The organism is Pseudomonas sp. F8002 (assembly GCF_013385495.1).
Lineage (GTDB): Bacteria > Pseudomonadota > Gammaproteobacteria > Pseudomonadales > Pseudomonadaceae > Aquipseudomonas.
Genome location: NZ_JACAPW010000032.1, coordinates 90618 through 112847, shown reverse-complemented (window position 1 = coordinate 112847; position 22230 = coordinate 90618). Strand labels below are relative to the sequence as shown.

Below are 22230 nucleotides of genomic sequence, written 5' to 3'. Positions count from 1 at the left end.
GAGGTCATAACAACTCATGAAAGACGCCACCATCGCTTTGCACCATGGCTTCAAGTCGGACCCGACTACCAAGGCCGTCGCCGTGCCGATCTACCAGAACGTCGCTTTCGAATTCGATAACGCCCAGCACGGCGCCGACCTGTTCAACCTCGACGTGCCCGGCAATATCTACACGCGCATCATGAACCCCACCAACGACGTGCTGGAGCAACGCATCGCGGCGCTGGAAGGCGGCATCGCGGCCCTGGCGGTGTCGGCCGGCAGCGCGGCGATCCACTACGCGATCCAGACCCTGACCCGTGCCGGTGACAACATCGTCACCACCCCGCAGCTGTACGGTGGCACCTACACCCTGTTCGCCCACTTGCTGCCGAGCTTCGGCGTTGACGTGCGCTTCGCCCGTGACGACTGCGCCGAAGCCATCGCCGAGCTGATCGATGACAACACCAAACTGGTGTACTGCGAGAGCATCGGCAACCCGGCAGGCAATATCATCGATATCGAAGCCCTGGCCAACGTCGCCCACGCCCGTGGCGTGCCGCTGATGGTGGACAACACCGTGGCCACGCCAATCCTGTGCAAGCCGATCCAGTTCGGCGCGGACATCGTCGTGCATTCGGTGACCAAATACGTGGGCGGCCACGGCAACTCACTGGGTGGCGTGATCGTCGACAGCGGCACCTTTCCCTGGACCCAGTACCCGGAGAAATTCCCCGGCCTCAACCAGCCGGAGCCGGCCTATCACGGTGTGGTCTACACCGAAAAATTCGGCCCGGCGGCGTTCATTGCCCGCGCCCGTACCGTGCCGCTGCGCAACACCGGCGCGGCCCTGGCGCCGATGAATGCATTCCTGCTGCTGCAAGGCCTGGAAACCCTGGCCCTGCGCATGGAGCGCCACACCGAAAACGCCTTGAAGATTGCCCACTTCCTGCAAGACCACGCACTGGTGGAGTGGGTCAGCTACGCCGGCCTGCCGGATCACCCCCACCATCACCTGGCGCAGAAATACATGCAGGGCAAACCGTCGGCGATTCTGTCCTTCGGCCTGAAGGGTGGTTATGAGGCGGGCGTGCGTTTCTACGATTCGCTGCAGATCTTCAAGCGCCTGGTGAACATTGGCGATGCCAAGTCCCTGGCCTGCCACCCGGCGTCCACCACCCATCGCCAGATGAATGAACAGGAGCAGGCGAAGGCCGGGGTGAAGCCGGAGATGATTCGCCTGTCGGTGGGCATCGAGGCGATTGAGGACCTGATCGAAGACTTGCAGCAGTCGCTGGCCTCAACCCAGCTCTGAGGCCAGCCAGGCGGCCAGCGCCTGATGGCTGACATCCGGCCGGCGCACGAAGTAGGCGACCTTGTGCTTCAAGGTCGCCGGCACAAAGGCGCTGTACAGGTCCGGGCGCTGTTCTTCCAGCCATTGCAACAGGTTGTCCACCTGCGTAACGCTCGATTGCTCACCCAGGCGCTGGAGAACATGCGGCGGCACTTGCCACCATGGGCCGGGCTTTGCCGCTCCCGCTGCCGTAACCGCTACCTCATGCTGGCGACCATTGATCCAGTAGCGACTGAACACCGGGAGCAACTCCTTTGCCTGTGGCCCCAGCGCCTGCAACACAGGCAGGACATAAGCACCGTCCCAGAAGCGAAAGAACACCGCCGGCCCTTCCGGCAACAGTACCTTGGTCAGGCTGCGCAGATGCTCGACGACGGTGTGCAAGGAACAGGACGACACCGCCAGCCAACCCCAGTCGATACCTTCGCATTCGGCGGCCCATTTCAGAAAAGCGCTGTCCGCGGCGACCACCGCGACGTAGGGCATGACCTCATCCCACGCAGCATACTCGCTGCCCGCCCAGATGGGGCTAAGTGCACGTCCGTCGGTACGCCGCCACGCATCGAGCGGCTTGCAGTCGCTGGCATTGCCCATCACCACAAACAACTGCTCGCCCGCCTGCAACGGCGCAGCCTCAAGCCACTGCCCGGGAGAAATCATGGCGCACCCGCGGGCAGTGATGTATTGCGATGCAGGGGCGTATTGCACACGCCATTCCTGCAGCGCTCGCACTCTTCGCAAAAGGGTGCGCTGCGCTTCAGGCTTAACACCTGGACGGCACTCAACGGTGCAGGTATTACCGCCAGCAACTTTTCCTGCAGCCCCGGCGTCAGCGGCGCTCCCGCCGGTGCCGGGGAGCCGCCAAGCTGGATTTGCGTGCTGCTGAAAATCCCGCCCGCCGAAACGTTGATCCACTGCCCACCGGCCTGGAGGGTCACGCTGGCACCCGCATCAATAACGACGTTTTGCCCGGCACCGATGTGAATGGTCAACCCGGCACGTACCTGCTGGGAGCCCGCGACCATCAGGTGATCGTCCTGCTTGAGTTCGGTCAGGCGGTTGCCGTGGGTGGTGCGCTGTTCTTCGCCCTGAAGCTCGTGACGATCAAGGCCTTTGACGATCACGTCGCGCTGGTTGTCGACCTGCACGTGCTGGTCGTGCAGTACATGCTGGGTCCAGTTGCGCTGGGCGCGCAGGTAGATTTCCTCGGCACCCTTGCGGTCCTCGATGCGCAGCTCGTTGTAGCCACCGCCGCCGGGGCTGGTCTGGCTACGGAAGATGCTGCGGGTCTTGTCGGCTGGCAGGTCCAGCGGCACCGGCGTGGCGGCATTGGCCAGGCAACCGACCACCAGCGGCGTGTCGGCGTCGCCGTCGACGAAACCCACCAGCACCTCCATGCCCACCCGCGGGATCAACACCGAGCCGTAGTGCTCATGGGCCCAGCCACTGGCCACCCGCAGCCAGCAACTGGAATGTTCGTCGTGCTCCCCGGCGCGATCCCAGGCCATCTGCACCTTGACCCGGCCATACTCGTCACAATGGATCTCGCTGCCTGCCGGCCCTGTAACTACGGCGTTTTGATAGCCAGAAATCGGCGGTCGCGATACCAGCAGCGGCGTTCGAAACGGCACCTCCCATGGCGTTACGACAAAGTGATTGCTGTAGCCCTGAGCCGATTCATCACCCGAGGCGTCGATGGTCGACTCCTCCAGCACCTGAGGCTGGCGCCCGGCATGCGTCACCTGGGTGACCAGCCACAAATCATTCCATTCCTGGCGAGGATGCCCTTCCATCCTCAGGAACTGCCCGCTGACCAGGGACGGCTGGTCGCTATGGCCACTGGCCTGGCGAAAGTCACCGCGATGGCGCTCCAACCTACGTTGCGCCAAGTATTTACCATGAGCGCGATCCGTAAAATTCCCGGGATAACACTGTTCCTCCAGCATCGGACGCTGGCCGCCGGACACCGTGCTTTCCAAGCTCAGGCGTGGCTTTCTGAAGTCGTAGTCCCGCAGATTCACATCGGTGGTACGGGTCTTCAACCGCAGGGTAAAACGCTTGATCACCGGCGTGTCGGCAACCATCCCCGAACCCGCCGCGTATTGAGTGGCTTGCTCAGGCTGGGCGAACACGCTCTGGTCATCGCCGAACACCAAAAGGTGGCGCTCGGGGTGGTGCTGGAAGTGGTAGTGAATGCCCGACTCGGCGCACAAGCGCTGGATGAACGCCAGATCGGTTTCGCCAAACTGAACGCAGTACTCACGCTCGGGGTACACCCCGCTCAGTTGAAACGAGAAGGCATCCGCCTGGATACCCTGCCCTTCCAGCACCAGTGCAATGATCTGCGGCACCGTCCGGTTCTGGAAAATCCGCTGGTGAGCGCTGTGCTCAAGATAAGCCAACTGCGGAACCAGCGTGATCTGATAACGCGTCAGGCGCTTGCCAGAGTCGCCTTGCGCCACCCGATAAACCTGGCCATGAATACCATGCCCATGCGCATCAAACCCCAGGAACGCCTGGCGATGCATCAAGCTTTCCAGGTCAAGGTCGGGTTGCTCGCTGACCAGTTCAAGGTCAAAACGATAGGGCAGGCTGATGAATTCATCGCCAGTGAACTCACGCACCTTGAGAACACTGGGCACACCGTCGAGGGTCAGGCTAAAGGCACTTTGATTGGCAGGAGCGAACATCCGGTGTTTCTCTGCGAGTAGTGGGTGGCCGATTCTGCACCAGCTGTTTGCCGAGCTGAGTGCGCTGCAGGCAAATCAGTAAATCCCTACATCGCAGGCGCTTTAATCTTCATGTATCAGGCATCGAAGCCCTACCACCAGCGTGCTAGCGTATTCGTCCCCCATCGCCCCATGACAATGGAAAAAACATGGCCACCCGCTACGCAAAAATCGTCCTGACCCTTGCCCTGGCAGCCTTCGCCACACTCGTGGCCTTCAGCAACATCACCGACTACGGCTCCAACTTTGCCTTCGTCAAACATGTGCTGAGCATGGACACCACCTTCCCCGGCAACGCCGCGATGTATCGCGCCATCACCACCCCATGGCTGTGGCACGGTGCATATTGGCTGATCATCGCCGGTGAAGCCCTGACGGCCGTGCTGCTGGCGCGTGGAGCGCTGGCCTTGTGGCGGGCTCGTCGTGCCACAGGTATCGACTTCAATCGCGCCAAGAAAAGCGCAATCGTCGGGCTGACTCTGGGTTTTATGGTGTGGTTCTTCGGCTTTATGGTGATCGGCGGCGAGTGGTTCCTGATGTGGCAATCCCATCAGTGGAACGGCCAGGAAGCGGCGTTCAAGTTCTATATGGCGATCCTGGGTGTGCTGATTTTTCTCAACCAGCCGGACACTGACCACGACTGAAAAACCACGAATTCAAAATCGGTGGATGCCTACTGTCAGATAGCTGACGGTAGTTTGTAGCCCTTTTCCCAAAGTATAAAAACCGCCTCACATTCAACGCTCACAGCCACCAGGCGAGCCCTTAAATTGGCCGTTTACTTCAGTGATCATCTGAATCTGTGAAAACAACACTGCGAGATCTGGAAGGCAAAAAAACGGCCCGTCATCCAAAAGATGCGGGCCGTTTTCACCTCAGCGGGCATTCAAGCCCCCGCCGATTACTTGTTGAGGTTGTAATCCGCCTCGGCTGCGTCAAACCGCTGAAGCATGCCAGCCGTCGGAGCGCCCAGCTTGCTCACGAAGTAGATCGCCAGGCTGGCGAAGATGAAGCCCGGGATGATTTCGTACAGGCCAAACAGGCTGAAGTGCTTCCACACGATCACGGTGATCGCACCCACCAGGATGCCGGCCAGTGCGCCATTACGCGTCATGCCTTTCCACAGGACCGAGATCAGCACCACAGGACCGAATGCAGCACCGAAACCGGCCCAGGCGTAGCTCACCAGGCCCAGTACGCGGTTTTCCGGGTTGGCGGCCATGGCGATGGCAATCAGCGCCACCAACAGCACCATGGCGCGACCGACCCATACCAGCTCGACCTGGGAGGCGTTTTTACGCAGGAAGGTTTTGTAGAAGTCTTCGGTCAGGGCGCTGGAGCACACCAGCAACTGGCAGCTCAGGGTGCTCATTACCGCCGCCAGGATGGCCGACAGCAACACACCGGCAATCCATGGGTTGAAGAGCAGCTTGGCCAGTTCGATGAACACACGCTCGTGGTTCTCGGTCACGGGACCGGCGACTTCCGGGTGCGCCGAGAAGTAGGCGATACCGAAGAAGCCCACCGCCACGGTGCCGCCCAGGCACAGGATCATCCAGGTCATGGAGATGCGACGGGCATTGGCAATCGATTTCACCGAATCCGCCGCCATGAAACGCGCGAGGATGTGCGGCTGGCCGAAGTAACCCAGGCCCCAGCCCATCAGCGAAATGATGCCGATGAAGGTGGTGTTTTTCAGCATGTTGAAGTTGTCAGGGTTCTGCGCTTCGATCGCCAGGAAGGTGGTGTCGACGCCACCGGTGGCCAGCAGCACGATGATCGGGGTCAGCAACAAGGCGAAGATCATCAGCGTGGCTTGCACGGTGTCGGTCCAGCTCACGGCCAGGAAACCACCGACGAAGGTGTAGGCAATGGTCGCGGCAGCACCGGCCCACAGCGCGGTCTCGTAGGACATGCCGAAGGTGCTTTCAAACAGACGGGCGCCAGCCACGATGCCGGAAGCGCAGTAGATGGTGAAGAACACCAGGATCACCACCGCAGAGATGATTCGCAGCAGGCCGCTTTTATCTTCGAAACGGCTGGAGAAGTAATCCGGCAGGGTCAGGGCGTCGCCGTTGTGCTCGGTCTGCACTCGCAGGCGACCGGCAACAAACAGCCAGTTCAGGTAGGCACCGACGATCAGGCCGATGGCGATCCAGCTTTCCGACAGGCCAGACATGTAGATCGCGCCGGGCAAGCCCATCAGCAACCAGCCGCTCATGTCCGAGGCACCGGCCGAGAGCGCGGTAACCACGCTGCCGAGGCTGCGACCGCCGAGAATGTAGTCGGAAAGGTTGTTGGTGGAGCGATAGGCCATAAAGCCGATCAGCACCATGGCAGCGATATAGATCACAAATGTGATCAGGGTAGGATTACTTACGCTCATTGAGTTACGCCCTGGCTTTGTTTTTATGTAGCGGCGGTCTGTCCGGACGGCCATCCACTTTGCTAGTGGATAGACGAAGCCTGGCGCCGCGCATTTATGACTGACGTTTCCCCAGGAAAGCCATCAGCCGATGAACCGTCAGTAAGAGGTTGCACCTTGGGCGCGAATGCTATTCAACAAAGCAAATAAGGTGCAACCAGTTTCTTGAGAATAAGTTGCACCTCGGTGTGTTTTGTGGAAAACACCGTGTTTTTGCTCCTTTTCGGAGCAAGGGCAGCCAAAGTCAGAAGCAAATGCACCAAGGCGCAGCCGATTCGGCTGCGCCGATAATTTTTCCCGATCAGCATCAAAAATTTCATGGATAAAAAGGGTTGCACCCGGTTGCACCTCTCTCGGCGCAAAGCTAATCTTGCCGCCAGCTGATGCCACGCAGTAGTGGCACCCATGAGGATAAAAAGATGGCTACGACCACCCTTGGGGTCAAACTTGACGACCCGACCCGCGAGCGCCTGAAGGCGGCCGCGACCTCCATTGATCGCACGCCGCACTGGCTGATCAAGCAGGCGATTTTCAATTACCTGGAGAAACTCGAGGGTGGTGCAACCCTGGCCGAGCTCAACGGCCTGGGCAGCAAGGACGCGGAAGAAGCCGGCGAGGTCCAGGCCGACCACGCCCACCAGTGCTTCCTGGAATTTGCCGAAAGCATCCTGCCGCAATCCGTACTGCGCGCCTCGATCACCGCCGCCTACCGTCGCCCGGAGCCGGAAGTGGTGCCGATGCTGATCGAGCAGGCTCGCCTGCCCGCGGCAATGGCCGAGGCCACCAACAAGCTCGCCTCTTCGATCGCCGAGAAACTGCGCAATCAGAAAAGCGCCGGCGGCCGTGCAGGCATCGTCCAGGGCCTGCTGCAGGAATTCTCCCTGTCGTCCCAGGAAGGCGTAGCGCTGATGTGCCTCGCCGAAGCGCTGCTGCGCATCCCCGACAAGGGCACCCGCGACGCACTGATCCGCGACAAGATCAGCACCGGCAACTGGCACCCGCACCTGGGCAACAGCCCGTCGCTGTTCGTCAACGCCGCCACCTGGGGCCTGTTGCTGACCGGCAAACTGGTCGCCACCCACAACGAAGCCGGCCTGACCTCGTCCCTGAGCCGCATCATCGGCAAGAGCGGCGAGCCGATGATCCGCAAGGGCGTCGACATGGCCATGCGCCTGATGGGCGAGCAGTTCGTCACCGGTGAAACCATCGCCGAAGCCCTGGCCAATGCGAGCAAGTTCGAAGCCAAGGGCTTCCGCTATTCCTACGACATGCTCGGTGAAGCCGCACTCACCGAACATGACGCCCAGAAATACCTGGCCTCGTACGAACAAGCCATCCACTCGATCGGCAAAGCGTCCCACGGTCGCGGGATTTATGAAGGTCCGGGCATTTCCATCAAGCTTTCGGCCCTGCACCCGCGTTACAGCCGTGCGCAGTACGAGCGCGTGATGGACGAGCTGTACCCGCGCCTGCTGTCGCTGACCCTGCTGGCCAAGCAATACGACATCGGTTTGAACATCGACGCCGAAGAAGCCGACCGCCTGGAGCTGTCCCTCGACCTGCTGGAACGCCTGTGCTTCGAGCCGCAACTGACCGGCTGGAACGGCATCGGTTTCGTGATCCAGGCTTACCAGAAGCGTTGCCCGTATGTGATCGACTACGTGATCGACCTGGCACGCCGCAGCCGCCACCGCCTGATGATCCGCCTGGTAAAAGGCGCGTACTGGGACAGCGAAATCAAGCGCGCCCAGGTCGAAGGCCTGGAAGGCTATCCGGTGTACACCCGCAAGGTGTACACCGACGTTTCCTACATTGCCTGCGCACGCAAACTGCTTTCGGTACCGGAAGTTATCTACCCGCAGTTCGCTACCCACAACGCCCACACCCTGTCGGCGATCTACCACATCGCCGGTCAGAACTATTACCCCGGCCAGTACGAGTTCCAATGCCTGCACGGCATGGGTGAGCCGCTTTACGAGCAGGTTGTAGGCAAGGTCTCCGAAGGCAAGCTGAACCGTCCGTGCCGCGTGTACGCACCCGTCGGCACCCACGAAACACTGCTGGCTTACCTGGTGCGTCGCCTGCTGGAAAACGGCGCCAACACCTCATTCGTCAACCGTATTGCCGACCAATCCATCTCGATCCAGGAGCTGGTGGCCGATCCAGTGGCCAGCATCGAGCAGATGGCGACGCTGGAAGGCGGCTTCGGCCTGCCGCACCCGCGTATCCCGCTGCCCCGCGACCTGTATGGTGCCGAGCGCGCCAACTCCGCCGGTATCGACCTGGCCAACGAACACCGCCTGGCGTCGCTGTCCTGCGCCTTGCTGGCTACCGCGCATAACAACTGGAAAGCCGCGCCGATGCTCGGTTGCGCTTCCAGCAATGAAGCGGCTGCACCGGTGTTGAACCCGTCGGATCTGCGTGACGTGGTTGGCCACGTACAGGAAGCAACTGTCGAAGACGTCCACAACGCCATCCAGTGCGCCCTGAACGCTGCGCCAATCTGGCAGGCCACCCCGCCCGCCGAACGCGCCGCGATCCTGGAACGTGCCGCCGATTTGATGGAAGGCGAGATCCAGCCGCTGATGGGCCTGCTGGCCCGCGAAGCCGGCAAGACCTTCGCCAACGCCATCGCCGAAGTGCGTGAAGCCGTGGACTTCCTGCGTTACTACGCGGTGCAGGCTCGCAACGATTTCACCAACGACGCTCACCGCCCGCTGGGTCCGGTGGTGTGCATCAGCCCGTGGAACTTCCCGCTGGCGATCTTCAGTGGGCAGGTCGCCGCTGCACTGGCCGCCGGCAACCCGGTACTGGCCAAGCCTGCCGAGCAAACACCGCTGGTGGCCGCACAAGCCGTGCGCCTGCTGCTGGAAGCCGGGATTCCGGAAGGCGTGCTGCAACTGCTGCCGGGCCAGGGCGAAACCGTCGGTGCGCGCCTGGTGGGTGATGATCGCGTCAAGGGCGTGATGTTCACCGGTTCCACCGAGGTTGCGCGCTTGCTGCAACGCAGTGTCGCCGGCCGTCTGGATGCACAGGGTCGTCCGATTCCGCTGATCGCCGAAACCGGTGGCCAGAACGCAATGATCGTCGACTCCTCGGCACTCACCGAACAAGTGGTGATCGACGTAGTGTCGTCGGCCTTCGACAGTGCCGGCCAACGTTGCTCGGCCCTGCGCGTACTGTGCTTGCAGGAAGATTCCGCTGACCGCGTCATCGAAATGCTGAAAGGTGCCATGGCTGAATGCCGCCTCGGCAACCCGGAGCGCCTGTCGGTGGATATCGGCCCGGTGATCGACGCCGAAGCCAAGGCGGGTATCGAGAAACATATCCAGGCCATGCGCGACAAAGGCCGCAACGTTTACCAGGTCGCCATTGCCGATAGCGAAGAGATCAAGCGCGGCACCTTCGTGATGCCAACCCTGATCGAACTGGAAAGCTTCGACGAACTGCAACGGGAGATCTTCGGCCCGGTGCTGCACGTGGTGCGCTACAAGCGCAAAGAGATCGACCAGCTTATCGGCCAGATCAATGCCTCCGGCTATGGCCTGACCCTGGGCGTGCACACCCGCATCGACGAGACCATCGCCAAGGTGATCGACAACGTCCATGCCGGTAACGTCTACGTTAACCGCAACATCGTGGGCGCCGTGGTCGGTGTGCAGCCGTTCGGTGGCGAAGGCTTGTCGGGCACTGGCCCGAAAGCTGGCGGCCCGCTGTATCTGTACCGTCTGCTGTCGACCCGTCCTACGGATGCCATCGAGCAATCCTTCGTTCGTGGTGATGCACTGGCCGCACCGGATGTTCGCCTGCGGGAGGCCATGAGCAAGCCGCTGACCGCCCTGAAAGCCTGGGCCGACAGCAGCAAGCTGAGCGACTTGAGCGCCCTGTGCGTGCAGTTCGCCGCGCAATCCCAAAGCGGTATCACCCGCCAACTGGCCGGCCCGACCGGCGAGCGCAACAGCTATGCCATCCTGCCCCGCGAGCACGTGTTGTGCCTGGCAGAAGTGGAAGGCGACCTGCTGACGCAACTGGCGGCCGTGCTGGCAGTCGGCGGCTCGGCGGTATGGCCGGAAACTGAGTTGACCAAGGCCGTGTTCGCACGCTTGCCGAAGGATATTCAGGCGAAGATCACGCGGGTGGCTGACTGGACCAAGGATGAAACCGTGTTTGATGCCGTGCTGCATCACGGTGATTCCGACCAACTGCGCGGGGTTTGCCAGCAAGTGGCCAAGCGTGGCGGGGCGATTGTCGGGGTTCACGGTTTGTCTTCGGGCGAAACCGGGATCGCCCTGGAGCGCCTGGTGATCGAGCGGGCGTTGAGCGTCAACACTGCTGCCGCGGGTGGTAATGCCAGCCTGATGACCATCGGCTAACTGACGAAACGCGGTCAAAATGTGGGAGCGGGCTTGCTCGCGAATGCGCAGTGTCAGTCGCCAGATGTACTGACTGATCCACCGCATTCGCGAGCAAGCCCGCTCCCACACTGACCGTGTTTGCAACTCACCGCTGTTGTTTTGCTCCTCCATCACCCAGATCAATCTTGCTATCCAGCCTCTATTTGCGCACTTAGACTCAGGCCCATTCCCACACAGGTAAGCCGCCATGTCCGAGACGCTGCTCAGTTCCCGCAATCTGGCTTTCGAGCTGTACGAAGTCCTCGATGCCGAGGGCCTGACCCAGCGCGAGCGGTTTGCCGAACACAACCGTGAAACCTTCGACGCCGCCATCGGCACCGCCCGCAGCATTGCCGAGAAGTTCTTCGCCCCGCATAACCGCAAGGGCGACGAGAACGAGCCACGCTACGAAAACGGTCAAGCGATTCTGATTCCCGAGGTGAAACCGGCGGTAGATGCCTTCCTCGAAGCCGGTTTTCTCAACGCCGCCCGCAGCTTCGAAGCCGGTGGCATGCAACTGCCCACCCTGCTCTCCCAGGCGTGTTTCGCCCACTTCCAGTCGGCCAACGCCGCATCCACGTCCTACCCGTTCCTGACCATGGGCGCCGCCAACCTGATCGAGAGCTTCGGCACCGAGGAGCAGAAACAACGCTTCCTGCGACCGATGATCGAAGGCCGCTTCTTCGGCACCATGGCGCTGACCGAGCCCCATGCGGGCTCATCGCTGTCGGATATTCGTACCCGCGCAGAGCCGGCGGCTGACGGCAGCTATCGCCTCAAGGGCAACAAGATCTTCATCTCCGGCGGCGATCACCCGCTGTCGGAGAACATCGTGCACATGGTGCTGGCCAAGCTGCCGGACGCACCTGCCGGGGTGAAGGGCATTTCGCTGTTTATCGTGCCCAAGTTCCTGGTCAACGACGACGGCAGCCTGGGCAAGCGCAACGATGTGCTGCTGGCCGGGCTGTTTCACAAGATGGGCTGGCGTGGCACCACCTCGACCGCGTTGAATTTCGGCGATAACGGCGAGTGCGTCGGCTACCTGGTGGGCCAGCCGCACCAGGGCCTGAGTTGCATGTTCCAGATGATGAACGAAGCGCGGATCGGCGTGGGCATGGGCGCGGTGATGCTGGGTTACGCCGGCTACCTGTACTCCCTGGAATATGCCCGTGAACGTCCCCAAGGCCGCTTGCCCGACAGCAAGGACCCCAACACCGCGCCGGTGTCGATCATCCAGCACGCCGATATCAAACGCATGCTGTTGACCCAAAAAGCCTACGTGGAAGGTGCCTTCGACCTTGGCTTGTACGCCGCACGGTTGTTCGATGACACCACTACTCTGCCCAACGAAGCCGAGCGCAAACAGGCCCACGAACTGCTGGACCTGCTGACGCCGATCGTCAAATCCTGGCCGTCGGAGTTTTGCCTTAAAGCCAACGAACTGGCGATCCAGATCCTCGGCGGCCACGGCTACACCCGCGAATACCCGGTGGAGCAGTACTACCGCGACAACCGCCTGAACCCGATCCATGAAGGCACCCACGGCATTCAGTCGCTGGACTTGCTCGGGCGCAAGCTGGCGCAGAACGGCGGTGCGGGCTTGAAGCAACTGATCCGCCTGATCGCCGAGACCGGCGCACGGGCACAGGAGTATCCGTCGCTGAATGCCTTGCGGGAACCGCTGGAACAACTGGTGGCGCGCCTGCAAGAGGTCACCCTCGGCCTGCTGACGGATCTCGCCCAGGGCAAGGTCAACAGCAGCCTGGCGAATTCGGCGCTGTACCTGAAGGTGTTCGGGCATACGGTGATTGGCTGGCGCTGGCTGGAACAGGCAATTCGCGCCGAGGAAGGGCTGGCCAGGGGCAATGCTGCCGATGTCGCCTTCTATAAGGGCAAGCTCCAGGCCGCCCGGTACTTCCTGACGTGGGAAATACCGGGCTGCCATCATGAACTGGCGATTCTCGAGGCACGCGATGACACGTGCCTGGGGATGCAGGATGAGTGGTTCTAAGGCGTTCCGATTGCCTTGGAAATCACCTCGACCGTGGCGCTGACTTGCTCTTGGTAACGGTCGAGTTCCTGCTGGTGGTGCTTTTGCATTTCGATCTGCTCGGCGCACAGGTTCAGCGCCGCCAGCACCAATAGCTTGTCACCGATCAGCGTCGGGTACTTTTTCTTGGTGGTGGCCAGGGATGCCTTGAGCATCGTCACGGCGCTCATCAGGGTGTTGTCTTCCCCCTCCGGTGCCTTGATCGAGTAATCCTCACCGAGAATCGAAACGACCTTTATCCCTTCATTCATGCGCTGACAGGACCTGCGCTCACACGCTCAACCAACGCCTGGATACGGGCAGCGGTGGCGCCCTGCTTTTCTTCCTGTTCCATCAGGTTCAGCTGCAAGCTGTCGTTTTCATCCTTGGCGCGAGCCAGTTCGGCCTTGAGGGATTCGTTGGTGCCCAGTAGATCCTGGTTCTGCTGTACCAGGTCGCTGACCAGTTGTTCCAATTGGCTGAGGGATGCTTCTAACATTTTGATTTCTCGGGCTTTTTCAAAGGGCGGTGACGATAAAGAAAATTCACCTCGGATGCCAGGGTTATCCCTGGCGCGGGGCCTTGATTTTACAGGGCAGGCCACGCTTTCGAGCCTTAGTGACTGCATTTATGGCATCTGGTTCCTGAATCCCGTCGGCCCGCCCCGATCTGCGACAAAAGCGCGCACCCCCTCAAGACTTTAGTCGTATGACCGATAGGTCATGGACACCCCGCTCAAACCCCGCATGGATCGCGCTTCTCCCCAGGATCACAACATGTCTCTTCGTAATATGAATATCGCGCCGCGGGCCTTTCTCGGCTTCGCGTTGATTGGCGCGCTGATGTTGTTTCTCGGTGTGTTCGCCCTGAACCAGATGAGCAAGATCCGTGCGGCGACGGAAGACATCACCCTTAGCAGCGTGCCGAGCATTCGCGCCCTGGACGAGTTCACTCAACTGACCCTGCGCCTGCGGGTGCTGTCGTATCGCCTGCTGACCAACCGCGAGCCTGACGTCCAGCAAAAGACCCTTGAGTCTTTTGACGTGCGCAATCAGCAGATTCGTACGGCCCAGGCGGTCTACGAGAAGTTGATCGACAGCAGCGAAGAACGTGCTGCCTACGATGAATACGTGCGTCTGCTGGCCCAGTACCATCAGATTGAAGAGCGCATGAAGAGCCTGTCACGGGCCAATCAGGTGGAAGAGCTGCGCACGCTGCTGAATACCGAGCTGCTGAACAACTCGGATCAGGTCAACGCCGTACTGAACCGCCTGCTGGACATCAACAACAAGATGGCGCTGGCCACCAACCAGCAAGCTGCCGACCAGTACGACATGGCGTTTGAGCTGGTGGTGATCCTGCTGATCCTGGCCACTGCATTGACCATGCTGTTCGCCTGGCTGCTGACCCGCAGCATTACCCAGCCGATCGCCCAGGCCCTGGATGCCGCCGAGGAAATCGCCGAAGGCAACCTGACGCGCCCGATCAAGGTGGAAGGCAACGACGAAGCCGGCCGACTACTGTTGGCAATGGCCAAGATGCAGGACAAATTGAAGGACACCTTGCAGCGCATTTCCGGCTCGGCCACCCAATTGGCCTCCGCCGCGGAAGAGCTGAATGCCGTGACCGACGAAAGCGCCCGTGGCCTGACCCAGCAAAACAACGAAATCGAACAGGCCGCCACGGCGGTGAACGAGATGACCAGCGCGGTTGAAGAAGTGGCCCGCAACGCGGTCAGCACTTCCGAAGCCTCGAAGAACGCCACGTCGTCTGCGGGCGATGGACGTGATTTGGTGCAGGAAACCGTCAGCGCCATTGAACGCATGAGCAGCGACGTGCAAGCCACTGCCACCTTGATCGGCAACCTGGCGGAAGAGTCCCGGGACATCGGCAAGGTGCTGGACGTGATTCGTGGCTTGGCTGACCAGACCAACCTGCTGGCCCTGAACGCCGCGATTGAAGCGGCGCGTGCCGGTGAAGCCGGGCGTGGTTTTGCGGTGGTGGCGGATGAGGTGCGGGCCCTGGCCCATCGCACCCAACAGTCCACCAGCGAAATCGAGCGGATGATCGGCAGCATTCAGGCCGGTACCGAGCATGCAGTGGATTCGATGCGCAACAGCACCGAGCGGGCGGAATCGACGTTGAACATCGCCAAGGGTGCGGGGATGTCACTGGACACCATCAACACTGCCATCGTTGAAATCAACGAGCGCAACCTGGTGATCGCCAGTGCCGCTGAAGAGCAGGCGCAGGTGGCGCGGGAAGTGGATCGCAACCTGGTGAATATTCGTGACTTGTCGGTGCAGTCGGCGACCGGCGCCAGCCAGACCAGTGCGGCGAGCAGTGAGCTGTCGCGGTTGGCGGTGGATTTGAACGGGATGGTGGGGCGGTTCAGGCTTTAACGGATACCGCAGGGCTAAAAATGTGGGAGCGGGCTTGCTCGCGAATGCGGTGGATCAGCTACGCATAACGCGACTGACACACCGCTTTCGCGAGCAAGCCCGCTCCCACATTGAATATGCGCCAGCCATTCAAAACCTTTTTGACAGCACAGCAATTCAACAGGTTAGAATCGCTGGCACGCAGACTGCATGGTCAGTTTGCGCCTCGTCTTTCCTGCTCATGGAGTACTGCCTTTGAATGCGACGACCATCAACAGCCTGTTCTTGATCGGCGCGTTGCTGGTAGGTGCGAGCATTCTGGTGAGTTCTCTTTCGTCCCGCCTGGGGATTCCGATCCTGGTAATCATCCTGGCCGTGGGCATGATCGCCGGCGTCGACGGCGGCGGCATCATCTTCGATAACTACCCGACTGCCTACCTCGTGGGCAACCTCGCCCTGGCCGTGATCCTGCTCGACGGCGGACTGCGAACGCGGGTAGCCAGTTTCCGTGTAGCCCTCTGGCCCGCGTTGTCCCTGGCGACGGTCGGGGTGCTGATCACCACCGGCCTCACCGGTATGGCAGCCGCCTGGCTGTTCAACCTCAACATCATTCAAGGCCTGCTGATCGGCGCCATCGTCGGCTCCACGGACGCCGCAGCGGTGTTCTCGCTGCTGGGCGGCAAAGGCCTGAACGAACGGGTCACCGCCAGCCTGGAAATCGAATCCGGCAGCAACGACCCGATGGCGGTGTTCCTCACGGTCACCCTGATCGACATGCTCGCCAGCGGCCAGACTGGCCTGCACTGGAGCCTGCTGGGCCACCTGATCCGCGAGTTCGGCATCGGCGGCATCATCGGCCTGGGCGGTGGTTGGTTGATGCTGCAGATGGTCAACCGGATCAACCTGGCCAACGGCCTGTACCCGATCCTGGTGATTTCCGGCGGCCTGGTGGTGTTCGCCCTGACCAACGCCTTGCACGGCAGCGGTTTCCTCGCCGTTTACCTGTGCGGCCTGGTGATCGGCAACCGCCCGGTGCGCAGCCGGCACGGCATTTTGCATATGCTCGACGGCATGGCCTGGCTGGCACAGATCGGCATGTTTCTGGTGCTGGGCCTGCTGGTCACGCCCCATGATTTGCTGCCCATCGCGCTGCCGGCCCTGGGCCTGGCGCTGTGGATGATTCTCTTCGCACGGCCGCTGTCGGTGATCGTCGGCCTGTTGCCGTTCAAGGCCTTCCATGGCCGAGAGAAAGCCTTTATCGCCTGGGTCGGCCTGCGCGGTGCGGTACCGATCATTCTGGCGGTGTTCCCGCTGATGGCCGGCCTGCCCCACGCGCAGCTGTACTTCAACCTGGCGTTCTTTATCGTGCTGGTGTCGTTGCTGGTGCAGGGTACGAGCCTGCCGTGGGTCGCCAAACTGTTGAAAGTGACGGTACCGCCAGAGCCGGCGCCGATTTCCCGGGCGGCCCTGGAAGTGCACGTCACCAGCGAGTGGGAGCTGTTCGTCTATCGCCTGGGCGCCGAAAAATGGTGCATCGGCGCCGCCCTGCGGGAGCTGAAAATGCCCGAAGGCACGCGGATCGCCGCGCTGTTTCGTGGCCAGCAACTGCTCCATCCGTCGGGTAGTACGGTGCTCGAAGTCGACGATCTGCTGTGCGTAATCGGCCATGAACACAACTTGCCGGCCCTCGGCAAGCTGTTCAGCCAGGCACCACAACGGGGCCTCGACCTGCGCTTCTTCGGCGACTTCGTACTGGAAGGCGACGCCCAGCTGGGCGCGGTTTCGGCCCTGTACGGGCTCAAGCTCGAGGGCATCGACCCGGACATGCCACTGAGTCGTTTCATCACCCAGAAAGTCGGCGGGGCACCCGTGGTCGGCGACCAGGTGGAATGGAACAACACCATCTGGACCGTCGCGGTCATGGACGGGAACAAGATCGGCAAAGTCGGCGTCAGATTCCCCGAAGGAAGTCGCCCGGGCCCCGGACTCTTCCTCTAAACTGCGGGGCGACGGCGCGCCAGTCGATGTCGGGACGCCCCCTATTTTTCACCTTGCTCGACCGGTCTCTATGACAACCCTGCGCACTTTTCTCGCCACTGCCCTGCTGGGCCTGACTCTCTGCGTCGGCACCGTACACGCGGCCGACCCGCCCAGCATCGATTCCGTCCAGCAAACCCTGGACAAGCTGCCGGACCGCAAGCTGCCCGACGCCGACATGAAGGCGCTGCAAAGCATCCTGCAGCAAACGCTCACCTTCCTGGGCAACCAGCAGGACTACCAGCAGCGCCTGGTGGACCTCAAGCGCCAGCTCGAAGACGCGCCGCGCCAGACCGTCGACAACCAGCGCGAACTGACCCGCCTCAAGGCCACCAAGGTGATTCCGGTCGCCCAGCGCTACGCCACCTTGCCGGTGCCGCAACTTGAACAACTACTGGTGCAGCGCACCACCCAGCAAGGCGACCTGCAAAAGGAACTGGCCGACGCCAACAGCCTGACCATCGCGGCCCAAACCCGTCCCGAGCGCGCCCAGACCGAAATCAGCAGCAGCCAGACACGTATCCAGCAGATCAACGCGACCCTCAAGGCAGGCAAGGACAACGGCAAGACCCTCAGCGGCGACCAGCGCAACCAGCTGAATGCCGAGTTGGCCGCCCTCAACGCCCTGATTCCCCTGCGCCGCCAGGAACTGGCCGGCAACAGCCAACTGCAAGACCTGGGCAACAGCCAGCACGACCTGGTGCTGGAAAAGACCGCGCGCCTGGAGCAGGAAATCCAGGACCTGCAAACCCTGATCAACCAGAAACGCCTGGCCCAGTCCCAGGAAACCGTGACCCAGCAGTCCATCGAAGCCCAGAAGGCTGGTGGCAGCAGCCTGCTCGCCACGGAAAGCGCGGCCAACCTGAAACTGTCCGACTACCTGCTCAAAAGCACTGACCGGCTCAACGAGCTGACCCAGAAAAACCTGCAAACCAAGCAGCAACTGGACAGCGTGACCCAAAGCGACTCGGCGCTGGACGAGCAGATCAACGTGCTCAAGGGCAGCCTGTTGCTGTCCAAGATCCTCTACAAACAGAAGCAGGCCCTCCCGCGCCTGACCGTGGACCGCGACCTGGCAGATGACATCGCCAACATTCGCCTGTACCAGTTCGAGGTCAACCAGCAGCGCGAACTGATCAGCACCCCGAGCACCTACGTCGACAGCTTGCTGGCCAACCAGCCGGCCGACCAGGTGACGCCACAACTGCGGCGCACCCTGCTGGAACTGGCGATCACCCGCAGCGACCTGCTGGAGCGCTTGAGCCGGGAACTGAGCGCACTGCTCAACGAATCCATCACCCTGCAACTGAACCAGAAACAACTGCTGAGCACCGCCACCACCTTGCGGGCGACCCTCGACGAACAGATGTTCTGGATTCCCAGCAACAAGCCGCTGGATACCGAATGGCTGGAAACCGTACCGGCGCACCTGAGCAAACAGGTCAATACCCTGCCGTGGGCCTCCAGCGTCAGCGAGCTGTATGACGGCCTGACCCAGCGCCCGCTGCTGTTCCTGCCCCTGCTGTTGTTGATCGGCGCGCTGCTGTGGCGTCGCAGCTACCTGTATGCCCGGCTGAAAAAAATCCATATGGACATCGGCCACTTCAAACGCGACAGCCAGTGGCACACGCCGGTGGCGATCCTGGTGAATATCGCGCTGGCGATGCCGGTGGCCCTGGGCCTGGCACTCTGCGGCTATGCGCTGCAGATCGACGCCCGTGGGCAAAACGCCAACCTCGGCGCCGCCCTGCTGCAGATCGCCCAGGCGTGGCTGGTGTTCTACACCGCGTATCGGATCCTCGCGCCCGGCGGCGTCGCCGAGTTGCACTTCCGCTGGGAAAAACCCCAGGTCGAATTCCTCCAGGGCTGGGTACGCAAGCTCGGGCTCGTGGTACTGGCGTTGGTGGCCGTGGTGGCCATCGCCGAGCATCAGCCGGCAGCGCTGGCCGACGATGTGCTGGGCATCGGCGTGGTACTGACCTGCTACGCACTGATGGCGTGGCTGCTCGGGCGCCTGCTGCTCAACAGCCCGACTCATGAAAAAGCCTCGCTGTTTCGCAAGGCCGTGGGCCTGGTGTTTACGGCACTGCCGGTGGCGCTGTTTATCGCCGTATGCTTTGGCTACTACTACACCGCCCTCAAGCTCAGCGACCGGCTGATCAACACCTTGTACCTGCTGATGTTCTGGCTGGTGATCGAAGCCACCTTCGTACGTGGCCTGGGCGTAGCGGCACGGCGCCTGGCCTATGCGCGGGCCCTGGCCAAACGCCAGGCCGCCAAGGAAGCCGGTGATGGTGAAGCAGTGATCGAAGAGCCGACCCTGGACATCGAACAGGTCAACGAACAGTCGATGCGACTGATTCGCCTGGCGCTGCTGGGCGGCTTTATCGCTGCGTTGTACTGGGTGTGGTCCGACTTGATCTCGGTGTTTTCCTACCTGGACAACGTCACCCTCTACGAATACACCAGCGGCACCGGCGCCAATATCAGCATGGTGCCCATCAGCATCGGCGACTTGCTCGGCGCCCTGATCATCATCGGCATCACCTTCGCCCTGGCGCGCAACCTGCCCGGCCTGCTGGAAGTACTGGTGCTGTCCAAGCTCGACCTGGCCCAGGGCAGCGCCTACGCCACCACCACCTTGCTGTCCTATGTGATTGCCGGCGTCGGGTTTGTCTCCACCCTGTCGACCCTCGGCGTGAGCTGGGACAAGTTGCAATGGCTGGTGGCCGCGCTGTCGGTGGGGTTGGGGTTCGGGATGCAGGAAATCTTCGCCAACTTCATCTCCGGCATCATGATCCTGTTCGAGCGCCCGGTACGGATCGGCGACACCATCACCATCGGCAACCTGTCGGGCACGGTGAGCAAGATCCGCATCCGTGCCACCACCATCACTGACTTCGACCGCAAGGACATCATTGTTCCGAACAAAACGTTCATCACCGGGCAACTGATCAACTGGTCGCTGACCGACACCATCACCCGGGTCACCCTGAAACTGGGCGTGGACTACGGCTCGGACCTGGACCTGGTGAAGGAATTGCTGCTCAAGGCCGCCGCCGAAAACCCACGCGTGCTGAAAGACCCGGCGCCCCACGTGTACTTCCTCAACTTCGGTGAAAGCACCCTCGATCACGAACTGCGCATGCATGTACGGGACCTGGGCGACCGCAACCCGGTGATCGATGAGGTCAACCGCTTCATCAACCGCGAGTTCAAGAACCACCACATCAACATCTCGTTCCGGCAGATGGAGGTTTACCTGAAGAACCTGCATGGCCAGGAATACAAGCTGGTGCCGGTGGAAGAAGAAAACCGGACCATCCTGCCGCCCGCCCAGGACCAGGACCTGCCCGAGCCACCGCCCGCCAAACTCGACTAAACGCGCTATCCCCAGCAGAATGGTCGGACATTCTGCTCAGGAGATGGCCGTTGAAAGCCCTCGACGAACTGACCTTCGACAACCGCTTCGCCCGCCTGGGCGACGGTTTCTCAACCCATGTGCTGCCCGAGCCCATCGACGAACCGCGTTTAGTGGTGGCGAGCGAGGCAGCCATGGCGCTGCTGGATCTCGACCCCGCCGTGGCCGAAACGCAGGTGTTTGCCGAGCTGTTCGGCGGGCACAAGCTGTGGGCCGAGGCCGAGCCGCGGGCGATGATCTATTCCGGGCATCAGTTTGGCTCGTACAACCCGCAACTGGGGGATGGCCGCGGATTGTTGCTGGGCGAGGTGTACAACCAGGCCGGCGAGCATTGGGACCTGCACCTCAAGGGTGCCGGGCAAACCCCGTACTCGCGCATGGGCGATGGTCGTGCGGTGTTGCGCTCGTCGATCCGCGAGTTTCTGGCGTCGGAAGCACTGCATGCGCTGGGCATTCCCAGCAGTCGTGCGCTGTGTGTGATCGGTTCCACCACGCCGGTGTGGCGCGAGAAACAGGAGCGCGCCGCCATGGTGCTGCGCCTGGCCCACAGCCACGTGCGCTTTGGGCATTTCGAATATTTCTACTACACCAAGAAGCCTGAATTGCAGAAGCAATTGGCGGAACACGTGCTGTCCCTGCACTTCCCGGAATGCATGGAACAGCCCGAGCCGTACCTGGCGATGTTCCGCGAAATCGTCGAGCGTAATGCCGAGTTGATCGCCAAGTGGCAGGCCTATGGGTTCTGCCATGGAGTGATGAACACCGACAACATGTCGATCCTCGGCATCACCTTCGACTTCGGGCCGTTTGCGTTCCTGGACGATTTCGACGCGCAGTTCGTCTGCAACCACTCCGACCATGAAGGGCGTTACTCCTTCAGCAACCAGGTGCCGATCGGGCAGTGGAACCTGAGCGCTCTGGCCCAGGCGTTGACGCCGTTTATCAGCGTCGAGGCGCTGCGTGAAACGCTGGGGCTGTATCTGCCGTTGTTCCAGGCCCATTACCTGGACCTGATGCGCCGCCGACTGGGCCTCACCACCGCCGAAGATGACGATCAAAAACTGGTGGAGCGCCTGCTGCAACTGATGCAGAACAGCGGCGTCGATTACACCCTGTTCTTCCGCCGGCTGGGGGATGAATCCGCCGCATTGGCCGTGGCGCGGTTGCGCGACGACTTTGTCGACCTCAAGGGGTTTGATGATTGGGCTGAGTTGTACAAAGCCCGTGTGGAGCGCGACGCCAGCGGCACAGAAGAACAGCGACGTGAGCGGATGCATGGGGTGAATCCGCTTTATATCCTGCGCAACTATTTGGCGCAGAACGCCATCCAGGCGGCGGAGCTTGGGGATTACAGCGAAGTGCGCCGGCTGCATGAAGTGCTGAGCAAACCGTTTGAAGAGCAGCCGGGGATGGAACAATACGCCCAGCGGCCGCCGGATTGGGGGAAGCATTTGGAGATTAGTTGTTCTTCATAGCGCGAC

The 22230-nt window shown here is 61.5% G+C and carries 14 protein-coding genes; 8 read left to right on the top strand and 6 right to left on the bottom strand.

The window, feature by feature from the left end; genetic code table 11:
• Positions 1–16: 16 nt before the first annotated feature.
• Positions 17–1294, top strand: a complete 1278-nt coding sequence (locus HX811_RS23150) for an O-acetylhomoserine aminocarboxypropyltransferase/cysteine synthase family protein (protein ID WP_008439168.1) — start codon at positions 17–19, stop codon at positions 1292–1294.
• Here HX811_RS23150 and HX811_RS23145 read toward each other — a convergent pair.
• Together HX811_RS23145 and HX811_RS23140 are read right to left on the bottom strand one after the other, a co-directional pair.
• Positions 1280–1993 (bottom strand): DUF4123 domain-containing protein, encoded by a 714-nt coding sequence (locus HX811_RS23145; protein ID WP_177047690.1) that lies wholly within the window; start codon positions 1991–1993, stop codon positions 1280–1282. The two genes, HX811_RS23150 and HX811_RS23145, sit on opposite strands and share 15 nt — an antisense overlap.
• Complete coding sequence (locus HX811_RS23140; RefSeq protein ID WP_177047559.1) at positions 1990–4023, bottom strand: type VI secretion system tip protein VgrG; 2034 nt, start codon at positions 4021–4023, stop codon at positions 1990–1992. The genes HX811_RS23145 and HX811_RS23140 overlap by 4 nt, the downstream gene beginning before the upstream one ends.
• A gap of 188 nt (positions 4024–4211) precedes the next feature.
• Between HX811_RS23140 and HX811_RS23135 the strand changes: the two genes are divergently transcribed.
• The gene (locus HX811_RS23135) at positions 4212–4706 is read left to right on the top strand and encodes a DUF2165 family protein (protein WP_177047558.1); all 495 of its coding nucleotides are present in this window, start codon (positions 4212–4214) and stop codon (positions 4704–4706) included.
• A 257-nt stretch (positions 4707–4963) separates the two neighbouring features.
• Here the strand turns inward: HX811_RS23135 and putP are convergent, their stop codons facing one another.
• The gene (gene putP, locus HX811_RS23130; RefSeq protein ID WP_003209422.1) at positions 4964–6448 is read right to left on the bottom strand and encodes a sodium/proline symporter PutP; all 1485 of its coding nucleotides are present in this window, start codon (positions 6446–6448) and stop codon (positions 4964–4966) included.
• 138 nt (positions 6449–6586) lie between these two features.
• Positions 6587–6877: a hypothetical protein gene (locus tag HX811_RS23125; RefSeq protein ID WP_177047556.1), complete on the bottom strand. Its 291-nt coding sequence runs from the start codon at positions 6875–6877 to the stop codon at positions 6587–6589.
• A 29-nt stretch (positions 6878–6906) separates the two neighbouring features.
• On the opposite strand from HX811_RS23125, the gene putA reads away from it, so the two are divergent.
• Positions 6907–10860, top strand: a complete 3954-nt coding sequence (gene putA / locus HX811_RS23120; RefSeq protein WP_177047554.1) for a trifunctional transcriptional regulator/proline dehydrogenase/L-glutamate gamma-semialdehyde dehydrogenase — start codon at positions 6907–6909, stop codon at positions 10858–10860.
• Between the two features lie 229 nt (positions 10861–11089).
• Complete coding sequence (locus HX811_RS23115) at positions 11090–12892, top strand: acyl-CoA dehydrogenase (RefSeq protein ID WP_177047552.1); 1803 nt, start codon at positions 11090–11092, stop codon at positions 12890–12892.
• On the opposite strand, the gene HX811_RS23110 is transcribed toward HX811_RS23115, so the two are convergent.
• Together HX811_RS23110 and HX811_RS23105 are read right to left on the bottom strand one after the other, a co-directional pair.
• On the bottom strand, positions 12889–13182 hold the full coding sequence (locus HX811_RS23110) for a cell division protein ZapA (RefSeq protein WP_003209415.1): 294 nt from the start codon (positions 13180–13182) through the stop codon (positions 12889–12891). The two genes, HX811_RS23115 and HX811_RS23110, sit on opposite strands and share 4 nt — an antisense overlap.
• On the bottom strand, positions 13179–13409 hold the full coding sequence (locus HX811_RS23105) for a hypothetical protein (protein WP_003209413.1): 231 nt from the start codon (positions 13407–13409) through the stop codon (positions 13179–13181). The genes HX811_RS23110 and HX811_RS23105 overlap by 4 nt, the downstream gene beginning before the upstream one ends.
• 277 nt (positions 13410–13686) lie before the next feature.
• Between HX811_RS23105 and HX811_RS23100 the strand changes: the two genes are divergently transcribed.
• The 4 genes from HX811_RS23100 (at position 13687) to selO (ending at position 22224) form a co-directional block, all read left to right on the top strand.
• Positions 13687–15312: a methyl-accepting chemotaxis protein gene (locus HX811_RS23100; RefSeq protein ID WP_177028666.1), complete on the top strand. Its 1626-nt coding sequence runs from the start codon at positions 13687–13689 to the stop codon at positions 15310–15312.
• A gap of 234 nt (positions 15313–15546) precedes the next feature.
• The gene (locus HX811_RS23095) at positions 15547–17289 is read left to right on the top strand and encodes a potassium/proton antiporter (protein WP_008439183.1); all 1743 of its coding nucleotides are present in this window, start codon (positions 15547–15549) and stop codon (positions 17287–17289) included.
• 70 nt (positions 17290–17359) lie between these two features.
• Entirely contained in the window at positions 17360–20710 is a 3351-nt protein-coding gene (gene mscK, locus HX811_RS23090; RefSeq protein ID WP_102604294.1) for a mechanosensitive channel MscK, read from the top strand.
• Between the two features lie 50 nt (positions 20711–20760).
• Positions 20761–22224, top strand: coding sequence for a protein adenylyltransferase SelO (gene selO / locus HX811_RS23085; protein WP_177047550.1), 1464 nt, complete (start codon positions 20761–20763; stop codon positions 22222–22224).
• Positions 22225–22230 lie beyond the last annotated feature (6 nt).

Excerpts from the sequence above, each read along its gene's own strand:
- HX811_RS23135 (WP_177047558.1), top strand. The coding sequence starts at position 4,212 with ATGGCCACCCGCTACGCAAAAATCGTCCTGACCCTTGCCCTGGCAGCC.
- HX811_RS23115 (WP_177047552.1), top strand. The coding sequence starts at position 11,090 with ATGTCCGAGACGCTGCTCAGTTCCCGCAATCTGGCTTTCGAGCTGTAC.
- putA (WP_177047554.1), top strand. The coding sequence starts at position 6,907 with ATGGCTACGACCACCCTTGGGGTCAAACTTGACGACCCGACCCGCGAG.
- HX811_RS23105 (WP_003209413.1), bottom strand. The coding sequence starts at position 13,409 with ATGTTAGAAGCATCCCTCAGCCAATTGGAACAACTGGTCAGCGACCTG.
- HX811_RS23140 (WP_177047559.1), bottom strand. The coding sequence starts at position 4,023 with ATGTTCGCTCCTGCCAATCAAAGTGCCTTTAGCCTGACCCTCGACGGT.
- HX811_RS23100 (WP_177028666.1), top strand. The coding sequence starts at position 13,687 with ATGTCTCTTCGTAATATGAATATCGCGCCGCGGGCCTTTCTCGGCTTC.
- mscK (WP_102604294.1), top strand. The coding sequence starts at position 17,360 with ATGACAACCCTGCGCACTTTTCTCGCCACTGCCCTGCTGGGCCTGACT.
- HX811_RS23110 (WP_003209415.1), bottom strand. The coding sequence starts at position 13,182 with ATGAATGAAGGGATAAAGGTCGTTTCGATTCTCGGTGAGGATTACTCG.
- putP (WP_003209422.1), bottom strand. The coding sequence starts at position 6,448 with ATGAGCGTAAGTAATCCTACCCTGATCACATTTGTGATCTATATCGCT.
- HX811_RS23150 (WP_008439168.1), top strand. The coding sequence starts at position 17 with ATGAAAGACGCCACCATCGCTTTGCACCATGGCTTCAAGTCGGACCCG.
- HX811_RS23145 (WP_177047690.1), bottom strand. The coding sequence starts at position 1,993 with ATGATTTCTCCCGGGCAGTGGCTTGAGGCTGCGCCGTTGCAGGCGGGC.